The sequence below is a fragment of the uncultured Zhongshania sp. genome (assembly GCF_963975605.1).
Classification (GTDB): domain Bacteria; phylum Pseudomonadota; class Gammaproteobacteria; order Pseudomonadales; family Spongiibacteraceae; genus Spongiibacter; species Spongiibacter aquimaris.
In genome coordinates, this window is sequence record NZ_CAXBHN010000034.1 from 1 (window position 1) to 20,412 (window position 20,412).

The following is a 20,412-nucleotide window of genomic DNA, read 5'->3' on the forward strand; positions in this document are numbered from 1 at the left end:
TATTCGCGTGTCTTTGCGAATGGCGCAGCCCGAAGGGTTCAAATCGCCCCTAGGCGAATTGAATTACTAATTGCGCCAGCGTTTTGAACAAGCTATTCGCGTGTCTTTGCGAATGGCGCAGCCCGAAGGGTTCAAATCGCCCCTAGGCTGTTTTGATTTATCCCTTCTTTGTGAAACACGCCTTATCAATATTACGCCAGTCGCAAGACTGGTTTTTTTTATTTGTATGTTGGATTCAGGTGGGTGGAAGAGCACTTGGAAATGCTTTGGTGCCACCGTTGGGAATGTTGGGGTTCGCTGAGCTCACCCCAACCTACGCACGGAGCTGCGTTGATGGGTTTGGTAATGACGGTAGGTTGGGGTGAGGCACGAACCCCAACATGGTTGAAACAATGCACAATGCCGGAATAATGGGATTGGTGAATGTGGCATCAGCTTGGAAATGCTTTGGTGCCACCGTTTGGAATGTTGGGGTTCGCGGTGCTCACCCCAACCTACGCACGGAGCTGCGTTGATGGGTTTGTGTAATGACGGTAGGTTGGGGTGAGGCACGAACCCCAACATGGTTGAAACAATGCACAATGCCGGAACAATGGGATTGGTGAATGTGACAATGGATTGCTATTAGGCGGATGCAACAAAGGGATTTGGATATGCGTTATCGGCGGGTGTTGGATAATGGTGGTACGTATTTCTTCACGGTGAATTTGGCGAATCGAAAAACCTCGTTATTGACCGATGAGATTGATGTCTTGCGTTATGTCTTTAATACAGTAAAAAAGCGGCATCCATTTATAGTCGATGCCATGGTGGTAATGCCGGACCATTTACACGCTATTTTTACCTTGCCAGAAAATGACGCTGATTATGCAACTCGTTGGATGTTAATAAAATCAACTTTTTCGCGGCAAATACCCCGACAAGAAACGATAAGCCGAAGTCGTAAACAAAAAGGAGAGCGGGGAATTTGGCAACGACGTTACTGGGAACATAAAATTCGTGATGCTCGGGATTTTGAAGAGCACGTAAATTACATTCATTTCAATCCGGTTAAACATGGTTACGTAACAGCCGTTGCGCAGTGGCCTTACTCCACATTCCATCAATATGTTGAAAAAGGTATCTTGGATAGTCAGTGGGGCAAGGATGAGGGCGATGTTTATGGCTCCTTTGGCGAGTGATACGTCGTTTTGAATTTACATGATGTAGGTTGGGGTGAGGCACGAACCCCAATATTGGTGTAACAAAAAGCAATGCCGGAATAATGAGATTGGTGAATGTGGCATCGGCTTGGAAATGCTTTGGTGCCACCGTTTGGAATGTTGGGGTTCGCGTGCTCACCCCAACCTACGCACGGAGCTGCGTTGCTTGGGTTTGGTAATGACGGTAGGTTGGGGTGAGGCACGAACCCCAACATTGTCGGAATAACGCACAATGGCTGAATAATAGGATTGGTGAATGTGGCATCGGCTTGGAAATGCTTGGTGCCAGCGTTGGGTTTGTTGGGGTTCGCGAGGCTCACCCCAACCTACGCACTTTGCGGGCCATGATAGTGATATCGTGACCCTGGGATTTGAGGTGTAATGCAATCTCGCCACCAATCAGGCCAGATCCGCCGACGACTAATACGTTCATATCTTGCTTCCTTTGTTAAATTAAAAAACTCTGAACCGCCGTTGCACATGTTGTTGGCGCTCGGCAATGGTGGCTTTGCGCTGGGCGGCTGAGATACGCGGCGTGTCTGTTGGGAAACTGCTGGCAATCTCTTCGAAGTTGATTTTGCGCGCCTTGATTTGCGGCCACTGCGCTTGTTCTGGCAGCTGGCAATAGGCCCAGCGGTTGGATAAAAAGCCTCGCCCTAGGCCGGTGGTGTCGATCCAATTGGGCACGCCGGGATCGCGGTGGGCGACGACCCAACGCTGAATACCATCGGCGGACATATGCGTCTGAAAGCCATTGAGGCTGCTTTGGTGATTGGCGTAATCTGGTGACTCGCCCCAGAGATTGCCGAGGTGGATACTGCTATACACGGGCTCGCCGCTATAACTGGCCTCGATAAGCAGCGCTTCATCGTCGGCGATATCAAAAATACCCCCGGCATAAATATTGGTGCTCATACCGCCGCCGGTATCTCCCGAGGCAGCGTTGGGCTGGTTGTAGGCGTTGACTGGCATAAAATAGCGCCCCTGTTCCACCGCGCGCTGATTGCAGTTCAGTACTTTTTCGTAGAACGCCAACCAGAAGTGCATTTGCCCACGAATAATACCACCCATGTGGCGCAACTGCTCCGCACCGCGCTCGCTATCCAGTGCTGGGGGTGAACAACCTTCGGTATCTAAGGCGCTAATATTTAATTGTATGGCTTGCTCACGGCCCCAGTCGTAGAAAAGCTGGCGGCCACTTATATAGTCAGCATAGCGATCATCGCCATCTGGATTGCGCTTGCTGGGCGGTTTGCGTGTGCACACAAAATTGCCGCTATAACCTGCGGGTTTTTCAGGGCCGAGTAATAATTCGAAGTCGCCATTGTCGGCCACCGATAGTGAAGAGGTGTCCAAGCTGCCAAAGCCGGTTCTGCCGCCGGCGGCCAGCTCTCTTAAATCACCTGAGTCGCCAGACATCGCGCCACTGTGAACTTCAAAGATGAGGTATTGAGGAGCCAGTGGACCACTTTCTGCGCGCGCTTCACCGCGCCAGTGACGGTGGTCGGCGATATTGCCATGTACGCGGTAATGCTTTTTACCGTCGATGGGAGCGTAAAAATAGATAGCGTCGGCGTTGTCGATGGTGGATTTGTTATACACCGACAAACCATTGCGGAAAGCGGGGAAATCCGCATCTTCATGGAAGGCGCGCTCAACGGCGTGGTGCATAAAGCCCGCAAGGTAGCGGTAGCCTTCCGCTAAATTACGATCGCTGGCCTCGGGTGGAAAAAACGCCGGATTATCGATGGCGTCGCGGGCTAACTGCAATTCCGCGATTAAATCATCCCAAGCGGCCTTAAGGCGTTCTTTACTCTCTTTGTTGTCAGGGCTGACTGATGCACTATCCATTTATTGTCTCCATTGTCTGAGAGGGATTCTCACCGCTCAAACGCGGCCACTGGTACTCGTCAAATAAATCGCTGAGTTTCGATTCAATCTCGCGATGGGAGAGTTCGTAATCATTGATCGTATATTCAAAGTGGCTTTTGTGGCTGCGCTCTTTGTCTTCTTGATGCATTAGCCATGCGTCAAAGTCCGCAGACACCGGCATAGCCAATGCTTCATAGAGACGATGAATGGCCTGCCTGGGTTCGGCGGTAATTTGGCGATAATCGATAAATACATGTGGCGTGTCGGGATGGTTGTTTAAGACTTCGCGAGGGTGGCGCATAGAGTCAAAGGCGATGTCGGTCATTTCGCGAAGCGAGGACGCATATTGAGACGGCTTCCAACCTTTACCCTGCCAGCTAAGCTCTAACAATTTGAGTGTGCTGGGAATGCAATCGTTGGGATTGCGCATCATGACGACGATGCGTGCATCCGGGAAGGTGTCGATGATGGCGGCCACCCAACCGCACATAAGCGGATTCTTACTTAGGTGGATGCGATTGCCACCATTTAATAATAGTTGTCGTTTGACGCACTCGCGGTAGTGGTGCATCCACCGACGGCGTTTTTTTGCCGACATATTATCAACATGATAGAGATCGATTTTATCCATCAGCGGTATATCGACTGCCCACTGCTGGGTAACAAAAGCGGCTTGCATTACAAACTGGTCTTCCTCGGCATTCCACAAACTCATATTGTGAATATGACGAAATTTGCCGAAGGTTTTGTCATCCCATTTTTTTAATCGGCGCTTGCAGGGCTGTCCCAAGGCGTGATCGAGTTTACCAAGTGCGCGAATGAGTTTTTTTTGTAACAGTGAAGGGAATAGCAGCTCCCAATATAGAAAATAGCTAAAATGATCACCGTCGGCCGCTAAGAGGCGGTGGCACAAGGTCGTGCCACTGCGGGCGTGGCCAACAATAAATACCGGGCGATCTACTCGCTGCCGCCATAGGCGCGGAAAAAACAGATAATCTAATAAAAAGCACAGGCTGTGAAAAAGCGATTGCAGGGGCAGCCACAGCAGTAATCTTCGCAACATTCGAGATCGGCCTGACCAGTTTTTTAAACACCACACATGTCGTAAAACACGGGCATAATAGGTAAAGTCAAAATACACCAGATAGGTCCCTTTTGATTGTCGATAAGACTTAGCCTAGAGGCTTTGATGCAGTGATAACAACTGGCATTTTGAGTTTTTATGAAGTAGTGTAAGTCCATGTTTGTATTGGTTTTTTTAAATAATTATAAAAATTCGAGCAGCCTGTTTACATTTTTCACTTGAGCCTTGCCGCAATGACAGAGAAGCAACCGCCACGAGCGCGGAAATTACCCAAGCAGAGCCGCTCTCTGTTTACCGTGCACGCCATTCAACAGGCATGCCTGAAAATTCTAGATGAAGAGGGCGCAGCTAAATTAACCACGCAGCGCATTGCGGATGTTGCGGGTGTGAATATTGCGTCGCTATATCAATACTTCCCGAGCAAGGAAGCCATTCTTGCCGACGTTTACGACAAGACAATGGTGGAACTGGCGGAGCAGGCAAGTCAGCGATTTCGAGAATTTAATAGACTTTCGAATCACTCTTTAAGTGATACATTGGCTAAAATTATTGATTTAGAGTGCGAACAATTACTGGCCTTACTGAAACTCGATCCCGATTTTTTTCGAGAGTATCAACACAGTTTTGATATTCATCGCTATATTAATGAACTGACGCAATTACAGAATAATCCGTCTTGGCAGGCGTGGTTGGAGCCTTTTTTAGTCAAGCATCAATGTAAAGGTAATCCGCGGTTTCGCAGTCGCTTAATAGAGCAGACACTGCAGGGAAATCTTAGGCAGGCTTTAATAGAACAAGCTGATTTACTGGCTGATCCTGAATTCAGAGAGGAGCTTTTGCAGTTGCTACTTGCGTATCTGCAATAGTGATTTGTTTAGCTCGATGCTGCATTACAGGTAGCTGTCTTGTCAAAATAAAAATAAAAAAACCGCCAACAATGTTGGCGGAATGCGGGGAGAGACCCTAGAAAATAAACTGCTTTGCAAAGTGTTGAAGTTGTTGAACTTTGGCATCGACGCTTTGGGTGTCTGGCTTGCCGTCGTAGGGGTTGCGGAAAGCGATATGACACTCGCTTACACCGAGGGCCGCCAGTGCGTCTTGGCCGGCCTGATGATAGGCATCTTTTGAGCTGACGTGGATGGCAAATGGCAGGTGATCCCGTTGAAATTGCTTTCTGAATTCCTGCAGCTTGTTGATAAGAACGCTGTATTCTTCGGCGCTCGCGCCAGCACCAATCCAGCCGTCACCTAATCTGGCTGCGCGGCGCAATGCCGCATCAGAATGCCCGCCGACAATAATCGGAATTGGGGCTGTAGGAACGGGGCAGAGTTTGATGCTATTTAAACTCAACTGCGCGCCTTCATAGGCAAAAAAGTCGCCGCTCAACAAACCCCGAAGAATTTTAATTTGGTCGTCAAAGCGCTCGCCGCGTTTTTCCCACGGTATGTGGCAGGCTTCAAAATCTTCCGGCCAAGGACTTAAGCCAATGCCGAAATCAAAGCGGTTATTGCTGAGGATGGCGAGCGTCGAGATTTGTTTTGCCACCGCCACCGGTTGCCGCACCGCGAGTTTATAAACGCCGGTGTTGAAGCGGATTTTTGTAGTGATTGCGGCTAAGTAGGGAATAGCGACCAGCGGTTCTACAAAGGGAAGATCTTTTAGAAACTCTCGCGAACCGTCGCCATTGTAAGGATAGTTACTTGATGAATGCTCTGGATAGCAGAGACTGTCAGGAAACGAAATGCTATGAAACCCCGCCTCTTCAGCGGCCAGTGTTAAAGCCGCATATTGATCCGGCGGACACATACTGGGGTTAAAACTGAATTTCATACTGGCTCTCCTGTTGGGGCTTTCTTAACACTGTGTTGTCGATTCTGTGAACAGCTGCGCAGCATAGTCCTTGCGCTAAATAATGCTCAGGACATTTCCATTCAAATTGATAAGCAAAACAACCCAGCTCACTAGTCGAGAAAATGTTTATAAAATTAGTTGTTTTTGTGGGCTTGCCGTCGCGCGAGTGACGCTAGTATTGGCTCAGGTATTTAAAGGGGTGATGAATGAACGATCGGTTTTTAATAAATAAAACGGCGGTGGTGACCGGTGCGGGTCAGGGTGTCGGCCAAGGTATTGCCATATCGCTCGCAGAGCGCGGTGCGACGGTGGCCCTGCTGGGTCGTAGTTTAGAAAAACTGGAGACCAGTCGAAACCTGATTGAGCAAGCTGGTGGTAAGGCGATCGCGATTGCCGTCGATGTTAAGAATGCGAGTGAATTGGCGGCGGCAATTGAGCGCGTCGTGAATGAAACCGGTGGTATTCAAATTCTGGTCAACAACGCTCAGGAGGTGCCCTTGGGCACGCTGTTAGCGGTAGCCGAGGAAAAAATTGAGGCTGGCTGGCAGTCCGGGCCGATGGCGACTTTACGGCTTATGAAGCTTTGTTATCCGTACTTGCGTGGCGATGGGGTGATTATAAATTTGGCGTCGTCGGTTGGCATGCGCTGGGATATGTCGGGTTACGGCGCTTACGCGGCAGTAAAAGAAGCAATTCGTTCGATCAGCCGCGCTGCGGCCTGTGAGTGGGGTGCTGAGCGTATTCGCTGCAATGTTATTTTGCCTCACGCCATGTCGCCGGGATTAAAAACCTGGACAGAAAATAGGCCCCAAGAGGCCGCTGAATTCATCGCCTCCATCCCGCTGCGCCGCATTGGTGAGTGCAAGGAAGATATTGGCGATTTTGTCAGCATGTTGTGCAGTGATCACAGTCGCTATGTGAATGGCCAGACCATCGCGCTAGATGGCGGCCAAGCTCGAGTTTCATAAGGTCTATGGCCGATATTGAGGATTAAAAAATGGGATTGTATATCGTGACAGGTGCGGCATCTGGAATTGGCGCAGCGATAAGTCAGCGCTTGGAAGATGACGGCGAAAAAGTAGTCAGATTGGATCGCCAGGAAGGCGATATCATTGCCGATCTTGCCAGTGAAGAGGGTCGCAGCGAGGCACTTCAGCGATGCCTGGAAATAAGTGAGCAGGGCTTGAATGGCCTGGTCTGTTGCGCCGGTGTGGGCGGTGCTAGCCCTAACGCCGCACTGATCCCAGAAGTCAATTTTTATGGCTCCATCGCCTTGCTAGAGGGCTTGAAAGACGTCTTGGCCGCCGTTCGAGGTTCTGCGGTGCTGACATCATCTAACTCTGCTCCGCACGAGACCGACCCCAACTATGTCGCCGCTCTGCTAAATGATGATCGTGCCTTGTTGTCTCAGACCCTGAGCGAGATATCCCCTCACGCCGCATACAGTGGTTCCAAGCAGGCAATATCAAAATGGCTGCGGCGCAAGGCGCCAGAGTATGCCCGTGCAGGGGTGCGCATCAATGCGGTTGCGCCGGGCTACACCCGAACGGCGATGACGATGGCCACTGAGAACGACCCTAAATTCAGTGCGGCGATTCGTGAATTCCTTGCTGCAATTCCCCTCGGCCGGGCCGGTGAAGTCAAAGACATTGCCGATGCTATTGGGTTTTTACTGAGCTCTGAAGCGAGCTTTGTCAGCGGCTCCATCCTTTATGTCGACGGAGGCCATGATGCCATGCTCCGTCCAGATGCAATTTAGAGTTTAACTATGGCCACATCTACTGAATACAGTCTTGGACCGAATATCTTCGCCCGTGGCTGGTATGTTATTGCGGAGTCACATGAGCTCACTGAGCGTCCCCTGGCGCTGCGCTTTTTTGATCAGGATTTTGCCCTCTACCGAGGTAAAAGCGGTCAGCTTGTGCTTTTAGATGCCCACTGCCCTCATATGCAATGCCATATTGCAGCTAGTGACACCGCGATCATTGCGAGGGAGGGCGCGCAAATTGAAGGTGATTCTATCCGTTGTCCGTATCACGGTTGGCGTTTTGGTGCCGATGGTGTGTGTGATGATATTCCCTACTTTGACGGCCCCAAACCTCGGTCGGCAAAACTGAATAGCTATGTCGTTGCAGAGAGTCTTGGCTGCATATGGATGTGGTATGACAATGACGGCAATGAGCCTCATTATCCGGTGCCGGACGTGCCACAGTGCCAGCAAAGTGAGTGGATTCACTGGCGTTTGGATCACCTTGGCGAGTTGGCAGTTCATCCCCAGGAAATTATCGATAACATGGCGGATGCACGACATTTAGGGCCTACTCACGGTGCGCCGTGTGAGTATTTTGAAAATGAATTCCGCGATCACATTTATATTCAACATCAGGGCGGTTTCCACAAGGAATACCAAGCTATGTTGCGCACCACAACCTGGTATACCGGGCCGGGAGTGTTGCTTTCGCACCAACTGTTTGGCGACGTTGAAAGTATTGAAATCATCGCCAATACACCAATAGCAGATGGGCGTGTGAAATTGTGGCACGGCCTCTTGGTAAACAGCGGGGTAGCTAAGCCGGGGCCTGATGAAGTAGAGCAGGCAAAGCAATTGCAGGCTGGCGCGCTCGATTCGCTAGCCGCAGATTTTGGGATTTGGAAGCAGAAAAAGCCCGCATTGCGGGTGCTACAGATTAAAACAGATGGTCCCTTTGCCCGCGGCAGGCGCTGGTATAAGCAGTTTTACATGCCATTGGCGGAGTGCGGCTCAATTCAAGAGGAGGTAAACGGCCGCTGCGGTGTTGAGGGCTTGGCCCCACTCCCTCCGGAAAGTGTCCTGGATGGGGCCATTGCTCAGCTTGTGGCGTTTGTGCGGGACGGCAGTGACCGTAATCGATAACAGTTTTGGATGATTTTGTTCTTCTTAAAAATAACGGATTAGCTAATCTTGTATCCATGAAAAGATCAGCGTGTGATCGCAATCTTTTTTCAAGTGCACCGTTATATAAATCTAAAAATCGGATATATAAAATGAAATATAGCAATTCAATCAGAGCGGTAGTGTTGGCCAGCGTTGCCAGTGGAATTAATTCCGTACACGCCGAAAATGTGCTGGAAGAGGTGTTGGTTACCGCTGAGCGACGTGTTGAATCTATGCAGGATACGCCGATTGCGATCACTGCTTTGACTAGCGATGGCATTGAAAAACGCGGTATTAGCAATGCCGACGATATGTTTGCCAGTATGCCGGGTATGGGTGGCTATTCAGCTCCTGGTTCGCGTGGTATCACCAGCCTGAGCATCCGAGGTATATCGGGTGGTTCACCGGCTAATATCTCCCTGGATCCCGCTGTCGGGATGTATGTCGACGGCGTATACGTTGGCAAGATGCTGGGTTCCGCCCTGGATCTAGCGCAAATCGAGCGTATTGAAGTTCTGCGAGGTCCACAGGGCACCTTGTATGGTCGCAACTCCACCGCCGGTGCCATGAATATTATTTCGAGAAAGCCGCTGGAAGAGTTTGCGGTTGACGTAACAGCTGGCATAGGCAATTACGGCCTGCGCACCTTAAAAACGAATGTTGATTTTGATGCATTGGGTGAGATTGGCGAAGGTGCGGGGAAGTTAACCACCGCAGTGAGTTTTATGACCAAAGATCGCGATGGCTTCTACGATAATTACTCTGGCGGAGAGGACTTTGACAGTTTAGATCGCCAAGCGTGGCGCGCCGCACTGCGCTGGCAGCCAACTGAGAATGTGACCGTCGATTATGTTTACGATCACAGCGAGTTAGATGAAGTCAACACGCTGCAGAAAGTGGTCGGTTTCACCGAAGGCCCAGCGCTAGGTGGTGATCGCTTAAGCTTCCTGCGTTTTGCTCAAACTACCGCAGGCCAACTGGCAATGGCGCCGGGTGCTGACCCGCGTATTAGCAGTCGTTGGTTGCCATCGATTCAAAAAACCATCGATGCCTATGAGCAGGTGTTAGCCAATGGTGAGGGCCGACCTGATGGCGGCGCAGCAGAGGCGACACCGATTACTCAGAGTGAGGTCGATGGTCACGCGATTACCGCGGAATGGCAGCTCGGCGAGCGAGGCATGCTAGGCGACGTGACGATTAAATCGATCACCGCCCAGCGGGAAACCGAGACCTATGTTGCCGGTGAACTGGATGATATCGACAGCAGCTTGGATGCCAATGGGGTGGGTGCTTACAATGACGGACTTCACGGCGTGCTGCTTCAATATTACGGTGGCAGCGGTGGCGCATCGTTTCCCGCCGTAGATTCACTTTGGGACGCCATAGATCAACAGGGCGCCGGCCATAGCATGCAAGATACGCTGTCTGAGTACGAGCAGCTGTCACAGGAATTTCAGTTCATTGGTGCGACTGAACAACTTGATTACGTGCTGGGTTTATTTTGGTTTGAAGATGAATCTAACTATCATCGGCAGGCGGCTTTTGCTATCCCGCTGGCGGGGCGCGATGATCAGAAGTACAGTTTGGAAACCGACGCCTTGGCGATTTACGGCCAAAGTACCTATCGTTTTGCCGAGCTTGATAATCGTCTCGCCTTGACCGTCGGCATACGTTACACCGAAGAGAAAAAGGCGATCAATTACGACTACGGTTCGGTTAGCACGCCGTTTGGTGTTTCACCGGCACGCGCGCTGTCGCGGGATGAAAATTTTTATAACTTTAGCTACAACGTCACTGCAGCGTATGACATCACAGACGATATAAACAGCTTCGTGCGCTATGCCACCGGCTATCGCTCGGGTGGTTTTAATGGCGAGGTGTTTAACAATAGTTTTGAAGAGGAAGTTATTGAGCAGTTGGAAGTTGGTGTGAAGTCTGATTGGTGGGATAGACGTCTGCGGGTGAACGCCGGTTTGTACACTTATGTGTATGACGAATTGCAGACCAGCTCTCTTGAAAGCACTGGGGGTGGAGTAACCTCGACAACCATTAACGCTGGTAAAGCCGAGCGTTGGGGAAGCGAGGTTGAGATCGCCGTGGTCGCAGTTGAAGATATGGTCGTGAGTCTGTCATATACCTATATTAACGGCGACTTTGAAGAATTTCCGGATACCTGTGCCAATAACCAGTGCATTGACGGCAGTGCAGAAGCCAAGCGCGGTAACTCACCGAGCAATAAAGTCACTGCCAGTATGGATTACACCTTTGCGCATACGGGGATTGGTAACTTCAACCTGTTTGTCGACGCGAATTGGCAAGACACCTGGGAGCAAGTTAGTTTGTCGCCATCAATCCTGGGTGGCACACCGATTCTTTATACCAATAGCTCGATGGACGCACGCACAATTATCAACACTCGGCTCAGCTTGAGTGAGATCCCTGTTGAGACTGGCGATCTGATGGTGTCGCTGTGGGTAAATAATCTTACCGACGATGATTACCCATCTTACGGTGTTAACTTCCAGGGCTTGGGTTTAATTACTGAGCAGTACGGTGCGCCGCGCACCTTTGGTATGGAGGTTCGTTACAGCTATTGATGCATGGGCTTGAGCTAGTTTGCTTCGACTGCAGCAGCGATAAGTACTGACAATGTTCCCGCGCTTGCGGGTGCATTGTTGCCTTGGTGTAAAGCTTGTCAATATAGATTTTTATGATGACGTCTGCTGGGTCTCCCTGTTGAGGTTTTTTTGGCGAGTTTACTCGCCTTTTTTATGCCCGTCGTTTGTGTCCCGAAGGCTAGTCGATATCACTATGCTGGTCTTCCATTTGTGAGCGGAACTGCTTCGGCGTTAAGCCGGTCCAACTGCGAAAGGATCGAATAAATGAGCTGGATTCCAGGAAGCCGAGTTGCTCGCCAATTTCGTGAATTTTTAATTTCTCATTTCGCAATAAGCGGGTTGCGATATCACTTCGGTATACATTTTTGAGTTCTTGATAACTGGTATTTTCGCTGTGAAGTCGGCGCCGCAGACTCGACGGCGACATATGTAAATCTTCGGCCATGGCTTCAAAGCTGGGTAAGCTACCGGTGCCACTTTTTGCCAGTAACGATTTTATGGCGGCGCCGGTACTGGCAGATTTCGAATCCTGAGTGATGAGCGAAAATACTGAGTGTTCCAGAAAGGCTTCAAGCGATGTTGTGGTGTGTACGGTGCGAAAGCGCAGGTAGTCTTCACTAAAATAGATCGCAGTATGAGTGGCATTATACTCAGCCTGAACGCCGGTTAAATTCTCTAAGCTGTCGCTATAGGCCTTGGATACCGGTGGTGCCGAAATAGTTAGCGCAGAAATTTCAATATCACGGCCTACCAGCCAACCCATAAATGCAAACCACACACGCAGCCCGGAGGCTTTGGCAATAGTGTCTGAATGGCTGGTTCTGTCCCATGAGTCAGGGCTGAAACGACTATTGAACGTGTCTATATCAAAATCGTAGTGCAGTTTAGCAATGCCGTTTTCACAACTGAGGTGAATCTGGTAGCCGGTTATGGGGTGGAGCATTTTTTGATAGCGTTCGGCGCGCTGCAAAGCTGAACCTAAATTTTGGCAATTGATAATGCTGTAACACATAAAGCGAAATACATCGGTGCCGATGCCCGCTCCCCACGGTAGTGCAATGTCCATTTCTTGCATCGCGGCAGCGGCGTGCTCGTATAGGCTCGAGTATTTGTATCCGGGCAATTCACTGTCTGGCGGTGACTTGAGTAAATGATTGGCATCCATGCCGGCACTTTTGGCTATAGCGGCAGAGTCAATGCCAACCTTGTCGAGATAGTCCAGTACCCGGAGAAATTTCCCAACGGATATGTTGTTGATTTTATGCATATTAACTGCTCTTTGCGGTGCTTGAACTTAAATGTGGATGCTTATGAAAGATTATGTGCTTTAGCGAATTATTGTGAGGGTTAATATGAAGCCATAGCTCGATACAAGTCAATTACGCATCTGGAGTAGGGCAGTGAGTAAAAATAATAATTATATTTTAAAAACGGCGCTGCATAGCGGTGTCAGTAACTCAATTATTAACGGCATCTGCGCTTGGCTCTTGAGTGGCGGAAAAGTGCATTTGCCCATTTATGGTGGTGGGGGAGTGTTTTATGATTTTTTGGCAACTACCGTCATTCTGATTTTTATTCTGACATTGATCGTGTTGCCGATGCAGCGGAAGAAGGCGCCGGCAAATATGCAAGTTAATGCGCCGCTGCCGCGATTCTATACCTTGTTTTTTTCTTATATGGCGTCCTTTAGAAATACCGCCATTGCCGGACTGCTAGCGGTGTATGGCTTCGTTCTGATGGCCGTGTTTTTGCTACTGGCGTTTCCGCTCTTTGAGCTTTATGAGCTGAGCCGTTTTAGCTACAGCGTGAGCAAGGGCGTATTGATGGGCCTCGTTGCAGCGCTAGTCACTTGGCCGATTGTGTATATCGCTTTAAAGCCAGCGAATGGTCTAAGCAACATTATCCTTGGAGATAAATCATGACAGGAGTTTTGCGGGGAAAGATCGCTCTGGTAACCGGTGGAGCAACGGGTATTGGCCACGCTATCTGCGAGCAGCTTGCAATCGAGGGCGCGAGTGTTGCACTCATTGATATCAATCGTGACGCAGGTGAAACGGCTGCCTTAGCCTTGCAGCGCCACGGTGTTGAGTCTGCCTTTTTCTATTGCGATGTGAGCGATGAGCAACAGATATCAGCCATGGTAACAGCCGTGCTTGAGCGTTTTGGTCGCTTGGATATCGCTTGCAATAACGCGGCGCTGAGCCGAGGCAGTGGCCCGATCCATCAATTCAGTCGCGCGGTCTTCGATCAGACCCTGGAGATGTGTTTAACCAATACCTGGCTGTGTATGAAGTACGAGTTAGAGGCGATGTTGGCGCAGGGCGCTGGTGCCATCGTGAATATCTCGTCAAATGCATCTTTGCGCGGTCAGGCTTTTAACACCGCCTATGCGGCGGCCAAAGGTGGCGTAAATATTTTAACCAAGAGCGCCGCAGCAGAATATGCGGCGCAGGGTGTGAGGATCAATGCGGTGTCCCCCGGGGTTATCCGCACCCCCGGATTAGAGAACTATTTTAAGGAACAACCAAAAGCCGAAGAGCAGATGAATAAAGTGACGCCTATGCGTCGCCTTGGCGAGCCCTCGGAAATCGCGAATGCGGTTGCATTTCTTTTATCGGAAAAAGCATCTTTTATCACTGGTCAGTTGCTTTCTGTGGATGGCGGCGGCGCAGTAAGGGGTTAATCATGACAGACAAAAATACGCTTATTGCCTCCTCTAAACGGGCGCGGGTCGAGCTGCCTATGCCCTTTGGCTGGTTTCAGGTTTTGTATTCTCAAGAATTAGCTATTGGCCAATCTTTGCCCTTGGAGTACTTCGATCAAGAGCTGGTGATCTTTCGCACTGAATCTGGCGCGGTCAAGGTCCTGGACGCCTACTGTGCCCATATGGGTGCGCACCTGGGTTACGGTATTCGCGATCAGGCTGGTGGTGGCTCGCGGGTGGTGGGCGAAAGCATAGTTTGCCCGTTTCACGGTTGGCAGTTTAATGGCGAGGGCGAGTGTACAAGCATCCCGTATGCGAAGAATTTACCGCCGCGGGTGGCGCGCTGTGAAAAGGTGATTCCTAGCTGGCACGTCCGTGAAGCGAATCAGTGTATCTATGTGTGGTATCACCCGGAGGGTGTTGATCCGTTGTTTGATCCCATCGAGATCGACGAGGCTGGGCTCGACAATGCCGACTGGGGTGAGCTGCAAATACACGAGTGGGAGATTGAAACCCACATGCAGGAAATTGGCGAGAATGCCGTCGATGCAGCGCATTTCTGCTTTGTACACGGTACCCCCGAAATTCCTGAGCCAGCTGAGATTCGTTTTGAAGACCACCTTCGTCACGGTGTCTTTGTCTCAAAAATGGACACCCCTCGCGGCGCCGTCGAAGGCCGCATTGAAAATAGCAGCGTCGGGCCAGGCCTCTCTGTGGTGCGATTCAGCGGTATTTGCGACACGGTCTTAATGGCGAATATCACACCCATCAATGGGATTCGCAGCCGTGCCAAATACGCCTTCATTCAGCGTCGCGATGGCGGTAAAACCAGTCGAGTTGCACAGGCCATCATAGATGATATTCGTCAGCAGATGGAAGAGGATAAAATTATTTGGGCGCGTAAACGCTACCTTGAAAAGCCCATGCTATGCGATGGCGATGGTCCTTTTGCCAAGTTCCGGCGCTGGTATAGCCAATTTTTGATCGAGGGTGGCGATAATGATCGCGGCTAAAAATATTCATTATCCCCAGCTTTTTTCGCCGGGAAAAATCGGCAACCTGGCACTGCGAAATCGCATTGTGATGGCGGCCATGGGCTCCGAGTTCGCCAATGATGATGGTTCGATTGGCGAGCGGTTGATGGACTATTACGAAGCGCGTGCGGCGGGCGGCGTGGGCTTGATTGTATTGGAAACCTCATCGGTTTCCTGGCCCAAAGGCGCGGCGATGCCGAATATGATTGGCTTTTCTTCCGACGCCTATTTGCCTGCATTAACAGAGCTAACTGATCGTGTGCATCGCCATGGCTGCAAGATTGCGGCGCAGCTAAATCACAGTGGTAAAGTCGCGCAGGAAGACACTGCGGCGGGACGGCCTATGTTGGTGCCCTCTGTTCCCCATCGCAAAAAGGGAGATATGTTTGACAGTTTGACCCAGTTAGAAATAGCCAATTTTGTCCGAGCTGCGGGTCCCGATGGTAAAGGTCCGCAATATAAAGTGATGGATAGAGCCGATATCGAATGGGCGATTTCTAAGTTTGTCGCCGCCGCACGTCGCACTGTCGCTGCGGGCTTTGATGCTATTGAACTGCATTGCGGCCACGGCTATTTAATTTCGTCTTTTTTGTCTCCTTATAGCAATCGCCGCGATGATGAATACGGCGGCGATGTTAACAATCGCGCGCGTTTTTTACTGGAACTTATCGCTGCGATCAAAGCAGAGATCGGCAATGATTTCCCTATAATCTGTCGCCTTGATGCCCACGAGTTTAGGCTTGAAGGCGGCATTCGCATTAGCGATACCGTTGCCGTTGCCAAGCTGCTCGAAGTGGCGGGTTGTCACGCAATCGATGTCAGCGCTTACGCTGACGTCAGTGTTGGGGTTGCGTTTACCGAAGGGCCGCTGGTGCATACGCCCGGGGGTTATATTGAATTTGCCACTGAGTTAAAAGCGGCAGTGAGTATTCCAGTGATCGCCGTTGGTCGTATCGAAGCGGCGATAGCGGAGCGACATATCGCGGCGGGTGATTTTGATTTTGTTGCCATGGGGCGCAAATTATTGGCGGACCCCGAGCTGCCTAATAAATTATTAGCTGGTCGCGAAGACACCGTTCGCCCCTGTATCTATTGCTATGTCTGCGTCAGCCAAATTTTTATCAATGAGCCTATGTTCTGTGCTGTTAATCCCGGTACTGGTCGCGAAGCGGAATTGGGGCAGATTGTCGCGACTAAAGCTGCACGCCGCATATTGGTAGTGGGCGGTGGCCCTGCCGGTATGGAGGCTGCGCGAGTGTTGTCCCTGCGTGGTCATCAAGTCAGCTTGTGGGAGCGCGACAAGGTACTCGGTGGTACCGCCAGAGTGGCGGCATTGGCCTATGAGCCCAATGGTCGAATAGTGCGTTATCTCAAAAATGCCTTGGCGGAATTGCCGGTGAATATCGAGCTGGGCAAATCGGCGAATAGCGAAAATATCAACGCTGCTGGTTTTGATACCGTGATATTGGCAACGGGCGCTCGTCGACGCGCCCCGGATATTGCCGGTAAGCAACTCAGCCATGTCCTTGATGGCGAAGAGCTGCGCGACATGCTGTTTGCTGGCAATGCTCGCGGTAAATTGAATTGGCATCAGCGCTTGTTGACGCGCTTATCCGGTGCATTGGGGCTGAGTCGGAATATCGATCTCATGCGTAAACTCAGCCATGTCTATATGCCACTGGGCAAACGTGTCTGCATTATAGGCGGCGGTTTAGTTGGTTTAGAAGTGGCCGAATTGCTCGCCGAGCGCGGTCGACAAGTAACGGTGCTAGAGGCGGGCCGCGACCTGGGCGCAGAATTGAGCCTGGTGCGTCGCTGGCGGGTGCTGCATCAACTGAAGGAGCACGGTGTGGAGCTACACCGCAACGCTGCAGTGCGGGAAATTACGGCCGATCGCGTGATGTTTACGCAAGGAGAGAGCGAAGCTCACACTGTTGCCGACAATGTCATTATTGCCGTAGGTGCGGAACCTGACAGTGATTTGCGCCAGCAGTTTGCCAGTCTCAAGGTCGATCTTCATAGCATTGGCGACAGCGCCGAGATAGGGTACATCGAGGGTGCCATCCGCAGCGCCCGTGAACTGGCGGTGAGTCTGTGATGAAAACGGTTTTAGTACGGATTTTTGCCAGTCTTGTACTCCTGTTGCTACTCGTTGGTGGCGGTGGCTATGTTTGGCTTTTGGATTCTGAGCCGGCGCTGCCCGCGCAGCAATTATTTTATAACGGCCGCGTTATTACCATGAACAGTGATGATCAAATTGTCTCTGCGATGGCGGTGCGAGATGGCCGTATTGTGGCGCTGGGCAGAGACGAAGACATTCTCGCATTAGCGGATTCTACAACGGTGATGACTGACCTCGATGGCCGCAGTTTATTGCCGGGCTTTATCGATGCTCACGGACATTTCCCCGGCACCGGTCTGAGCGCAGTCGGCATAGATTTAAGTAGCCCACCGATTGGCTCAGTGAGCAGCATCGCTGATATTCAAACATTGTTGCGTACCGGCCTTAGCGAGGGCGGAGACGAGGATTGGCTTTTCGGATTTGGCTACGATGATTCCTTGCTCAGTGAGGCGCGCCATCCCACTCGGCAAGATTTGGATGCCGTGTCAGCCACCAGACCCATTTATTTAATGCACAGCTCGGGTCACATGGGTGTGGTTAACAGTGCCGGCTTGCGACTTGGCGGTATTGGTATAGACACGCCGGATCCGGATGGCGGAATGATTGTAAGGGACGCGAAAACTGGAGAGGCAAGCGGATTACTGCTTGAACATGCGACAGATTTAATTGCGCCGATAGCGATGGATTTTAGCGCCATTGATTTCCTAGCCATGATCGATGAAGCCGCAAAGCAGTATCTGGCTGCGGGAGTCACTACCGTTCAAAGCGGTGGTGTTGATATGCCCATGCTGAATGGATTGTTCTGGGCCTCTCGTTTACAGCGTATTCCTCAGCGGGTAATTACCTGGCCGCTCGCCGATATTAATTTTGAAAAATTAATGAATGGCGAATTGAATCTTGAACACTTTGACAGCGATAAATTTACCGCCTCAGCGATCAAGCTGATTGTCGACGGCAGTATACAAGGCTATACGGCGTATCTGACCCAGCCCTATTACCGGCAGCAGCCTGATCAATTAGATCAAGACTATCGAGGCTTTCCTCGCTACCAACAAAATGAACTCAACGAACGCGTAACTGCGCTGTATTGCAAAGGCTTTCACCTCGCCTTGCACGGCAACGGCGACGCCGCCATCGATATGGTCATTGCGGCCATACGCGCAGCGCAGCAAAGCTGTTCTCGCGAGGATAGCCGTAGCATCCTCGTTCACGCGCAAACAGCGCGCCCGGATCAGCTTGACGCGATGAAGGCGCTGGATATTAGCCCCAGCTTTTTTATCGCCCACACTTTTTTCTGGGGCGATCGTCACCGCGATCAATTTCTTGGGCCAGCGCGCGGCTCGCGTATCAGTCCCATGGCCGATGTGGTAGCGAGAGATATGCGATTCACGGTGCATCTGGACTCGCCCGTCGTGCCAATGGATGTCAATAAACTGTTGTGGTCCAGTGTCACCCGGCAAACGCGCAGTGGTGCAGTGCTTGGGCCTGAACAGCGAGTCAGTGCAATGCAAGCGCTGCGAGCACTGACTATCGACGCGGCGTGGCAAAGTTTTAAAGAGCACGAGATTGGGTCACTGGCTGTGGGCAAGATCGCTGATTTGGTATTGCTGGATCGCGACCCGTTTGCAGGCGATGACAATCTACTGAATTTTAAGGTCGACAGAGTCTGGATAGGGGGCCGATGCTATTTTCAGCGCGGCGCAGATCAGTGCAGCGAGGCAGGAAATTAAGCTAGCTGCGCTTACAAATTTTAGGAGTAAAAAATGAGTAAAAGATTGCAGAATAAAGTCGCCATTATAACTGGTGGTGGTCAAGGGATTGGCGCGGCAACCGCAATTCGTTTTGCCGAAGAAGGCGCCAAGGTAGTAATCTGTAGTCGCCGTATTGAACCTCTACACGCGGTGGCGGAACAAATTTCTGCAATGGGTGGCGAATGTTTGCCGCTGTCAGTAGATATCAGCAAAGAAGATGAGGTGAAAAAACTGGTTGCCGACACCATGGGTAAATTTGGTCGCATAGATATTATCGTCAATAATGCGGTGGCTATGATTCCCGGCATGTTGGCGAATCACAGCACCCGCGGTTGGTTGCAAAATTTTCAGGTGTCACTCGATGGTGCGATGTTTTTAATGCGCGAATCCTACTCTCAATTGAAAGAAAATCGCGGTGCAGTGGTGAACGTTTCCTCGGTTTGCGGTTTGGCGGGCTCGGTGGGAACCGCGGGTTACAGTGCGGCAAAAGCGGCGATGATCTCGCTAACCCGCAACGCGTCTATTGAATGGGCCCCTAAAGTGCGGTGCAATGTTGTTGTCCCTGGCGCCTTTTTAACGCCCTCATTAGAATCTGTAAATCCTGATGAGAAAAGCCAGCAGGCGACGGGGAAAACCATTCCTTTAAAACGTATAGGTGATCCGCGGGAATGCGCCAATGCCATATTGTTTCTTGCTAGCGACGAAGCCTCATACATTACTGGTGCCGTGTTGCCGGTGGATGGTGGGCGTATGGCAGAGCTAAATACCGGTGCGGCGGCCTGGGGAGATTAAGTATGTCTAAATCCATTGAAGAGCGTATCGACAGGCTGGAGTCGCTGGATGACATTCGCCAACTAGTGGCGAAGTATTCGCTGTCATTGGATATGCGCGATCTCGATGCACACGTGAATTTGTTTGCGGAAGATATTCGAGTCAGTCGCGAACTGAGTGGGCGCAGCCATTTAAAAGCCTGGGTAGACGACACTCTCCGTCATCAATTTAGCGGCACGTCTCATCACGTTGGCAATCACATTATTGAGTTTACTGATCCCGACAATGCGATGGGTGTCTTGTATTCCAAGAACGAGCACGAGTGCGGCGGTGAGTGGGTCATCATGCAAATGCTGTATTGGGACGACTACCAGCGTATTGATGGGCGCTGGTATTTTCGTCGTCGTCTGCCCTGTTATTGGTATGCCACGGATTTACTACCTAGGCGGCAGCAAAGGATACAGTCGCTTCTTTAAAAAAGGATTTTAC

General features: G+C 50.8%; 18 protein-coding genes. 13 read left to right on the plus strand and 5 right to left on the minus strand.

What is annotated here, in order from left to right; all coding sequences use genetic code 11:
- Positions 1 to 653 precede the first annotated feature (653 nt).
- Complete coding sequence (locus AAC007_RS16815; RefSeq protein WP_339678326.1) at positions 654 to 1,181, plus strand: transposase; 528 nt, start codon at positions 654 to 656, stop codon at positions 1,179 to 1,181.
- A gap of 337 nt (positions 1,182 to 1,518) precedes the next feature.
- On the opposite strand, the gene AAC007_RS16820 is transcribed toward AAC007_RS16815, so the two are convergent.
- The 3 genes from AAC007_RS16820 to AAC007_RS16830 are packed head-to-tail and all read right to left on the minus strand — an operon-like array spanning position 1,519 to position 4,137.
- Positions 1,519 to 1,635, minus strand: a complete 117-nt coding sequence (locus AAC007_RS16820; RefSeq protein WP_296436229.1) for an NAD-dependent epimerase/dehydratase family protein — start codon at positions 1,633 to 1,635, stop codon at positions 1,519 to 1,521.
- A 20-nt stretch (positions 1,636 to 1,655) separates the two neighbouring features.
- Positions 1,656 to 3,053 (minus strand): hypothetical protein, encoded by a 1,398-nt coding sequence (locus AAC007_RS16825; protein WP_339678302.1) that lies wholly within the window; start codon positions 3,051 to 3,053, stop codon positions 1,656 to 1,658.
- Positions 3,046 to 4,137: a sulfotransferase gene (locus tag AAC007_RS16830; RefSeq protein ID WP_339678303.1), complete on the minus strand. Its 1,092-nt coding sequence runs from the start codon at positions 4,135 to 4,137 to the stop codon at positions 3,046 to 3,048. Before AAC007_RS16830 ends, AAC007_RS16825 begins: the two co-directional genes overlap by 8 nt.
- Positions 4,138 to 4,391: 254 nt before the next feature.
- Between AAC007_RS16830 and AAC007_RS16835 the strand changes: the two genes are divergently transcribed.
- Positions 4,392 to 5,024, plus strand: a complete 633-nt coding sequence (locus tag AAC007_RS16835) for a TetR/AcrR family transcriptional regulator (protein WP_296436226.1) — start codon at positions 4,392 to 4,394, stop codon at positions 5,022 to 5,024.
- A 97-nt stretch (positions 5,025 to 5,121) separates the two neighbouring features.
- On the opposite strand, the gene AAC007_RS16840 is transcribed toward AAC007_RS16835, so the two are convergent.
- Positions 5,122 to 5,988, minus strand: coding sequence for a TIGR03619 family F420-dependent LLM class oxidoreductase (locus AAC007_RS16840; protein ID WP_339678305.1), 867 nt, complete (start codon positions 5,986 to 5,988; stop codon positions 5,122 to 5,124).
- A 227-nt stretch (positions 5,989 to 6,215) separates the two neighbouring features.
- On the opposite strand from AAC007_RS16840, the gene AAC007_RS16845 reads away from it, so the two are divergent.
- The 4 genes from AAC007_RS16845 (at position 6,216) to AAC007_RS16860 (ending at position 11,520) form a co-directional block, all read left to right on the plus strand.
- The gene (locus AAC007_RS16845) at positions 6,216 to 6,977 is read left to right on the plus strand and encodes an SDR family oxidoreductase (protein WP_339678307.1); all 762 of its coding nucleotides are present in this window, start codon (positions 6,216 to 6,218) and stop codon (positions 6,975 to 6,977) included.
- A gap of 29 nt (positions 6,978 to 7,006) precedes the next feature.
- On the plus strand, positions 7,007 to 7,768 hold the full coding sequence (locus AAC007_RS16850; RefSeq protein ID WP_339678308.1) for an SDR family oxidoreductase: 762 nt from the start codon (positions 7,007 to 7,009) through the stop codon (positions 7,766 to 7,768).
- Between the two features lie 9 nt (positions 7,769 to 7,777).
- On the plus strand, positions 7,778 to 8,902 hold the full coding sequence (locus AAC007_RS16855; RefSeq protein WP_339678310.1) for a Rieske 2Fe-2S domain-containing protein: 1,125 nt from the start codon (positions 7,778 to 7,780) through the stop codon (positions 8,900 to 8,902).
- A 131-nt stretch (positions 8,903 to 9,033) separates the two neighbouring features.
- A complete protein-coding gene (locus AAC007_RS16860; RefSeq protein WP_339678312.1) occupies positions 9,034 to 11,520 on the plus strand; it encodes a TonB-dependent receptor in 2,487 nt (828 codons plus the stop codon).
- Between the two features lie 199 nt (positions 11,521 to 11,719).
- Here AAC007_RS16860 and AAC007_RS16865 read toward each other — a convergent pair whose 3' ends face one another.
- Positions 11,720 to 12,808, minus strand: coding sequence for an AraC family transcriptional regulator ligand-binding domain-containing protein (locus AAC007_RS16865; RefSeq protein ID WP_339678314.1), 1,089 nt, complete (start codon positions 12,806 to 12,808; stop codon positions 11,720 to 11,722).
- 133 nt (positions 12,809 to 12,941) lie between these two features.
- On the opposite strand from AAC007_RS16865, the gene AAC007_RS16870 reads away from it, so the two are divergent.
- From AAC007_RS16870 to AAC007_RS16900, 7 genes are read left to right on the plus strand one after another with little or no spacing between them, the layout of a single operon-like run.
- Entirely contained in the window at positions 12,942 to 13,463 is a 522-nt protein-coding gene (locus AAC007_RS16870; RefSeq protein ID WP_339678316.1) for a hypothetical protein, read from the plus strand.
- Entirely contained in the window at positions 13,460 to 14,224 is a 765-nt protein-coding gene (locus tag AAC007_RS16875; RefSeq protein WP_295877681.1) for an SDR family NAD(P)-dependent oxidoreductase, read from the plus strand. Before AAC007_RS16870 ends, AAC007_RS16875 begins: the two co-directional genes overlap by 4 nt.
- A 2-nt stretch (positions 14,225 to 14,226) precedes the next feature.
- Positions 14,227 to 15,258, plus strand: coding sequence for a Rieske 2Fe-2S domain-containing protein (locus tag AAC007_RS16880; protein ID WP_339678318.1), 1,032 nt, complete (start codon positions 14,227 to 14,229; stop codon positions 15,256 to 15,258).
- Positions 15,245 to 17,377: an FAD-dependent oxidoreductase gene (locus AAC007_RS16885; protein ID WP_339678320.1), complete on the plus strand. Its 2,133-nt coding sequence runs from the start codon at positions 15,245 to 15,247 to the stop codon at positions 17,375 to 17,377. Before AAC007_RS16880 ends, AAC007_RS16885 begins: the two co-directional genes overlap by 14 nt.
- Positions 17,377 to 19,131: an amidohydrolase family protein gene (locus AAC007_RS16890; protein WP_339678322.1), complete on the plus strand. Its 1,755-nt coding sequence runs from the start codon at positions 17,377 to 17,379 to the stop codon at positions 19,129 to 19,131. Before AAC007_RS16885 ends, AAC007_RS16890 begins: the two co-directional genes overlap by 1 nt.
- Positions 19,132 to 19,164: 33 nt before the next feature.
- Positions 19,165 to 19,944 (plus strand): SDR family oxidoreductase, encoded by a 780-nt coding sequence (locus AAC007_RS16895; RefSeq protein WP_339678324.1) that lies wholly within the window; start codon positions 19,165 to 19,167, stop codon positions 19,942 to 19,944.
- A gap of 2 nt (positions 19,945 to 19,946) precedes the next feature.
- Positions 19,947 to 20,399, plus strand: a complete 453-nt coding sequence (locus AAC007_RS16900; protein WP_339678325.1) for a nuclear transport factor 2 family protein — start codon at positions 19,947 to 19,949, stop codon at positions 20,397 to 20,399.
- Positions 20,400 to 20,412: the final 13 nt, after the last annotated feature.

Bases quoted from the DNA above. Each gene is read 5' to 3' on its own strand.
- AAC007_RS16815 (WP_339678326.1), top strand. From the start codon at position 654: ATGCGTTATCGGCGGGTGTTGGATAATGGTGGTACGTATTTCTTCACG.
- AAC007_RS16820 (WP_296436229.1), bottom strand. From the start codon at position 1,635: ATGAACGTATTAGTCGTCGGCGGATCTGGCCTGATTGGTGGCGAGATT.
- AAC007_RS16825 (WP_339678302.1), bottom strand. From the start codon at position 3,053: ATGGATAGTGCATCAGTCAGCCCTGACAACAAAGAGAGTAAAGAACGC.
- AAC007_RS16830 (WP_339678303.1), bottom strand. From the start codon at position 4,137: ATGTTGCGAAGATTACTGCTGTGGCTGCCCCTGCAATCGCTTTTTCAC.
- AAC007_RS16835 (WP_296436226.1), top strand. From the start codon at position 4,392: ATGACAGAGAAGCAACCGCCACGAGCGCGGAAATTACCCAAGCAGAGC.
- AAC007_RS16840 (WP_339678305.1), bottom strand. From the start codon at position 5,988: ATGAAATTCAGTTTTAACCCCAGTATGTGTCCGCCGGATCAATATGCG.
- AAC007_RS16845 (WP_339678307.1), top strand. From the start codon at position 6,216: ATGAACGATCGGTTTTTAATAAATAAAACGGCGGTGGTGACCGGTGCG.
- AAC007_RS16850 (WP_339678308.1), top strand. From the start codon at position 7,007: ATGGGATTGTATATCGTGACAGGTGCGGCATCTGGAATTGGCGCAGCG.
- AAC007_RS16855 (WP_339678310.1), top strand. From the start codon at position 7,778: ATGGCCACATCTACTGAATACAGTCTTGGACCGAATATCTTCGCCCGT.
- AAC007_RS16860 (WP_339678312.1), top strand. From the start codon at position 9,034: ATGAAATATAGCAATTCAATCAGAGCGGTAGTGTTGGCCAGCGTTGCC.
- AAC007_RS16865 (WP_339678314.1), bottom strand. From the start codon at position 12,808: ATGCATAAAATCAACAACATATCCGTTGGGAAATTTCTCCGGGTACTG.
- AAC007_RS16875 (WP_295877681.1), top strand. From the start codon at position 13,460: ATGACAGGAGTTTTGCGGGGAAAGATCGCTCTGGTAACCGGTGGAGCA.
- AAC007_RS16880 (WP_339678318.1), top strand. From the start codon at position 14,227: ATGACAGACAAAAATACGCTTATTGCCTCCTCTAAACGGGCGCGGGTC.
- AAC007_RS16885 (WP_339678320.1), top strand. From the start codon at position 15,245: ATGATCGCGGCTAAAAATATTCATTATCCCCAGCTTTTTTCGCCGGGA.
- AAC007_RS16890 (WP_339678322.1), top strand. From the start codon at position 17,377: ATGAAAACGGTTTTAGTACGGATTTTTGCCAGTCTTGTACTCCTGTTG.
- AAC007_RS16895 (WP_339678324.1), top strand. From the start codon at position 19,165: ATGAGTAAAAGATTGCAGAATAAAGTCGCCATTATAACTGGTGGTGGT.
- AAC007_RS16900 (WP_339678325.1), top strand. From the start codon at position 19,947: ATGTCTAAATCCATTGAAGAGCGTATCGACAGGCTGGAGTCGCTGGAT.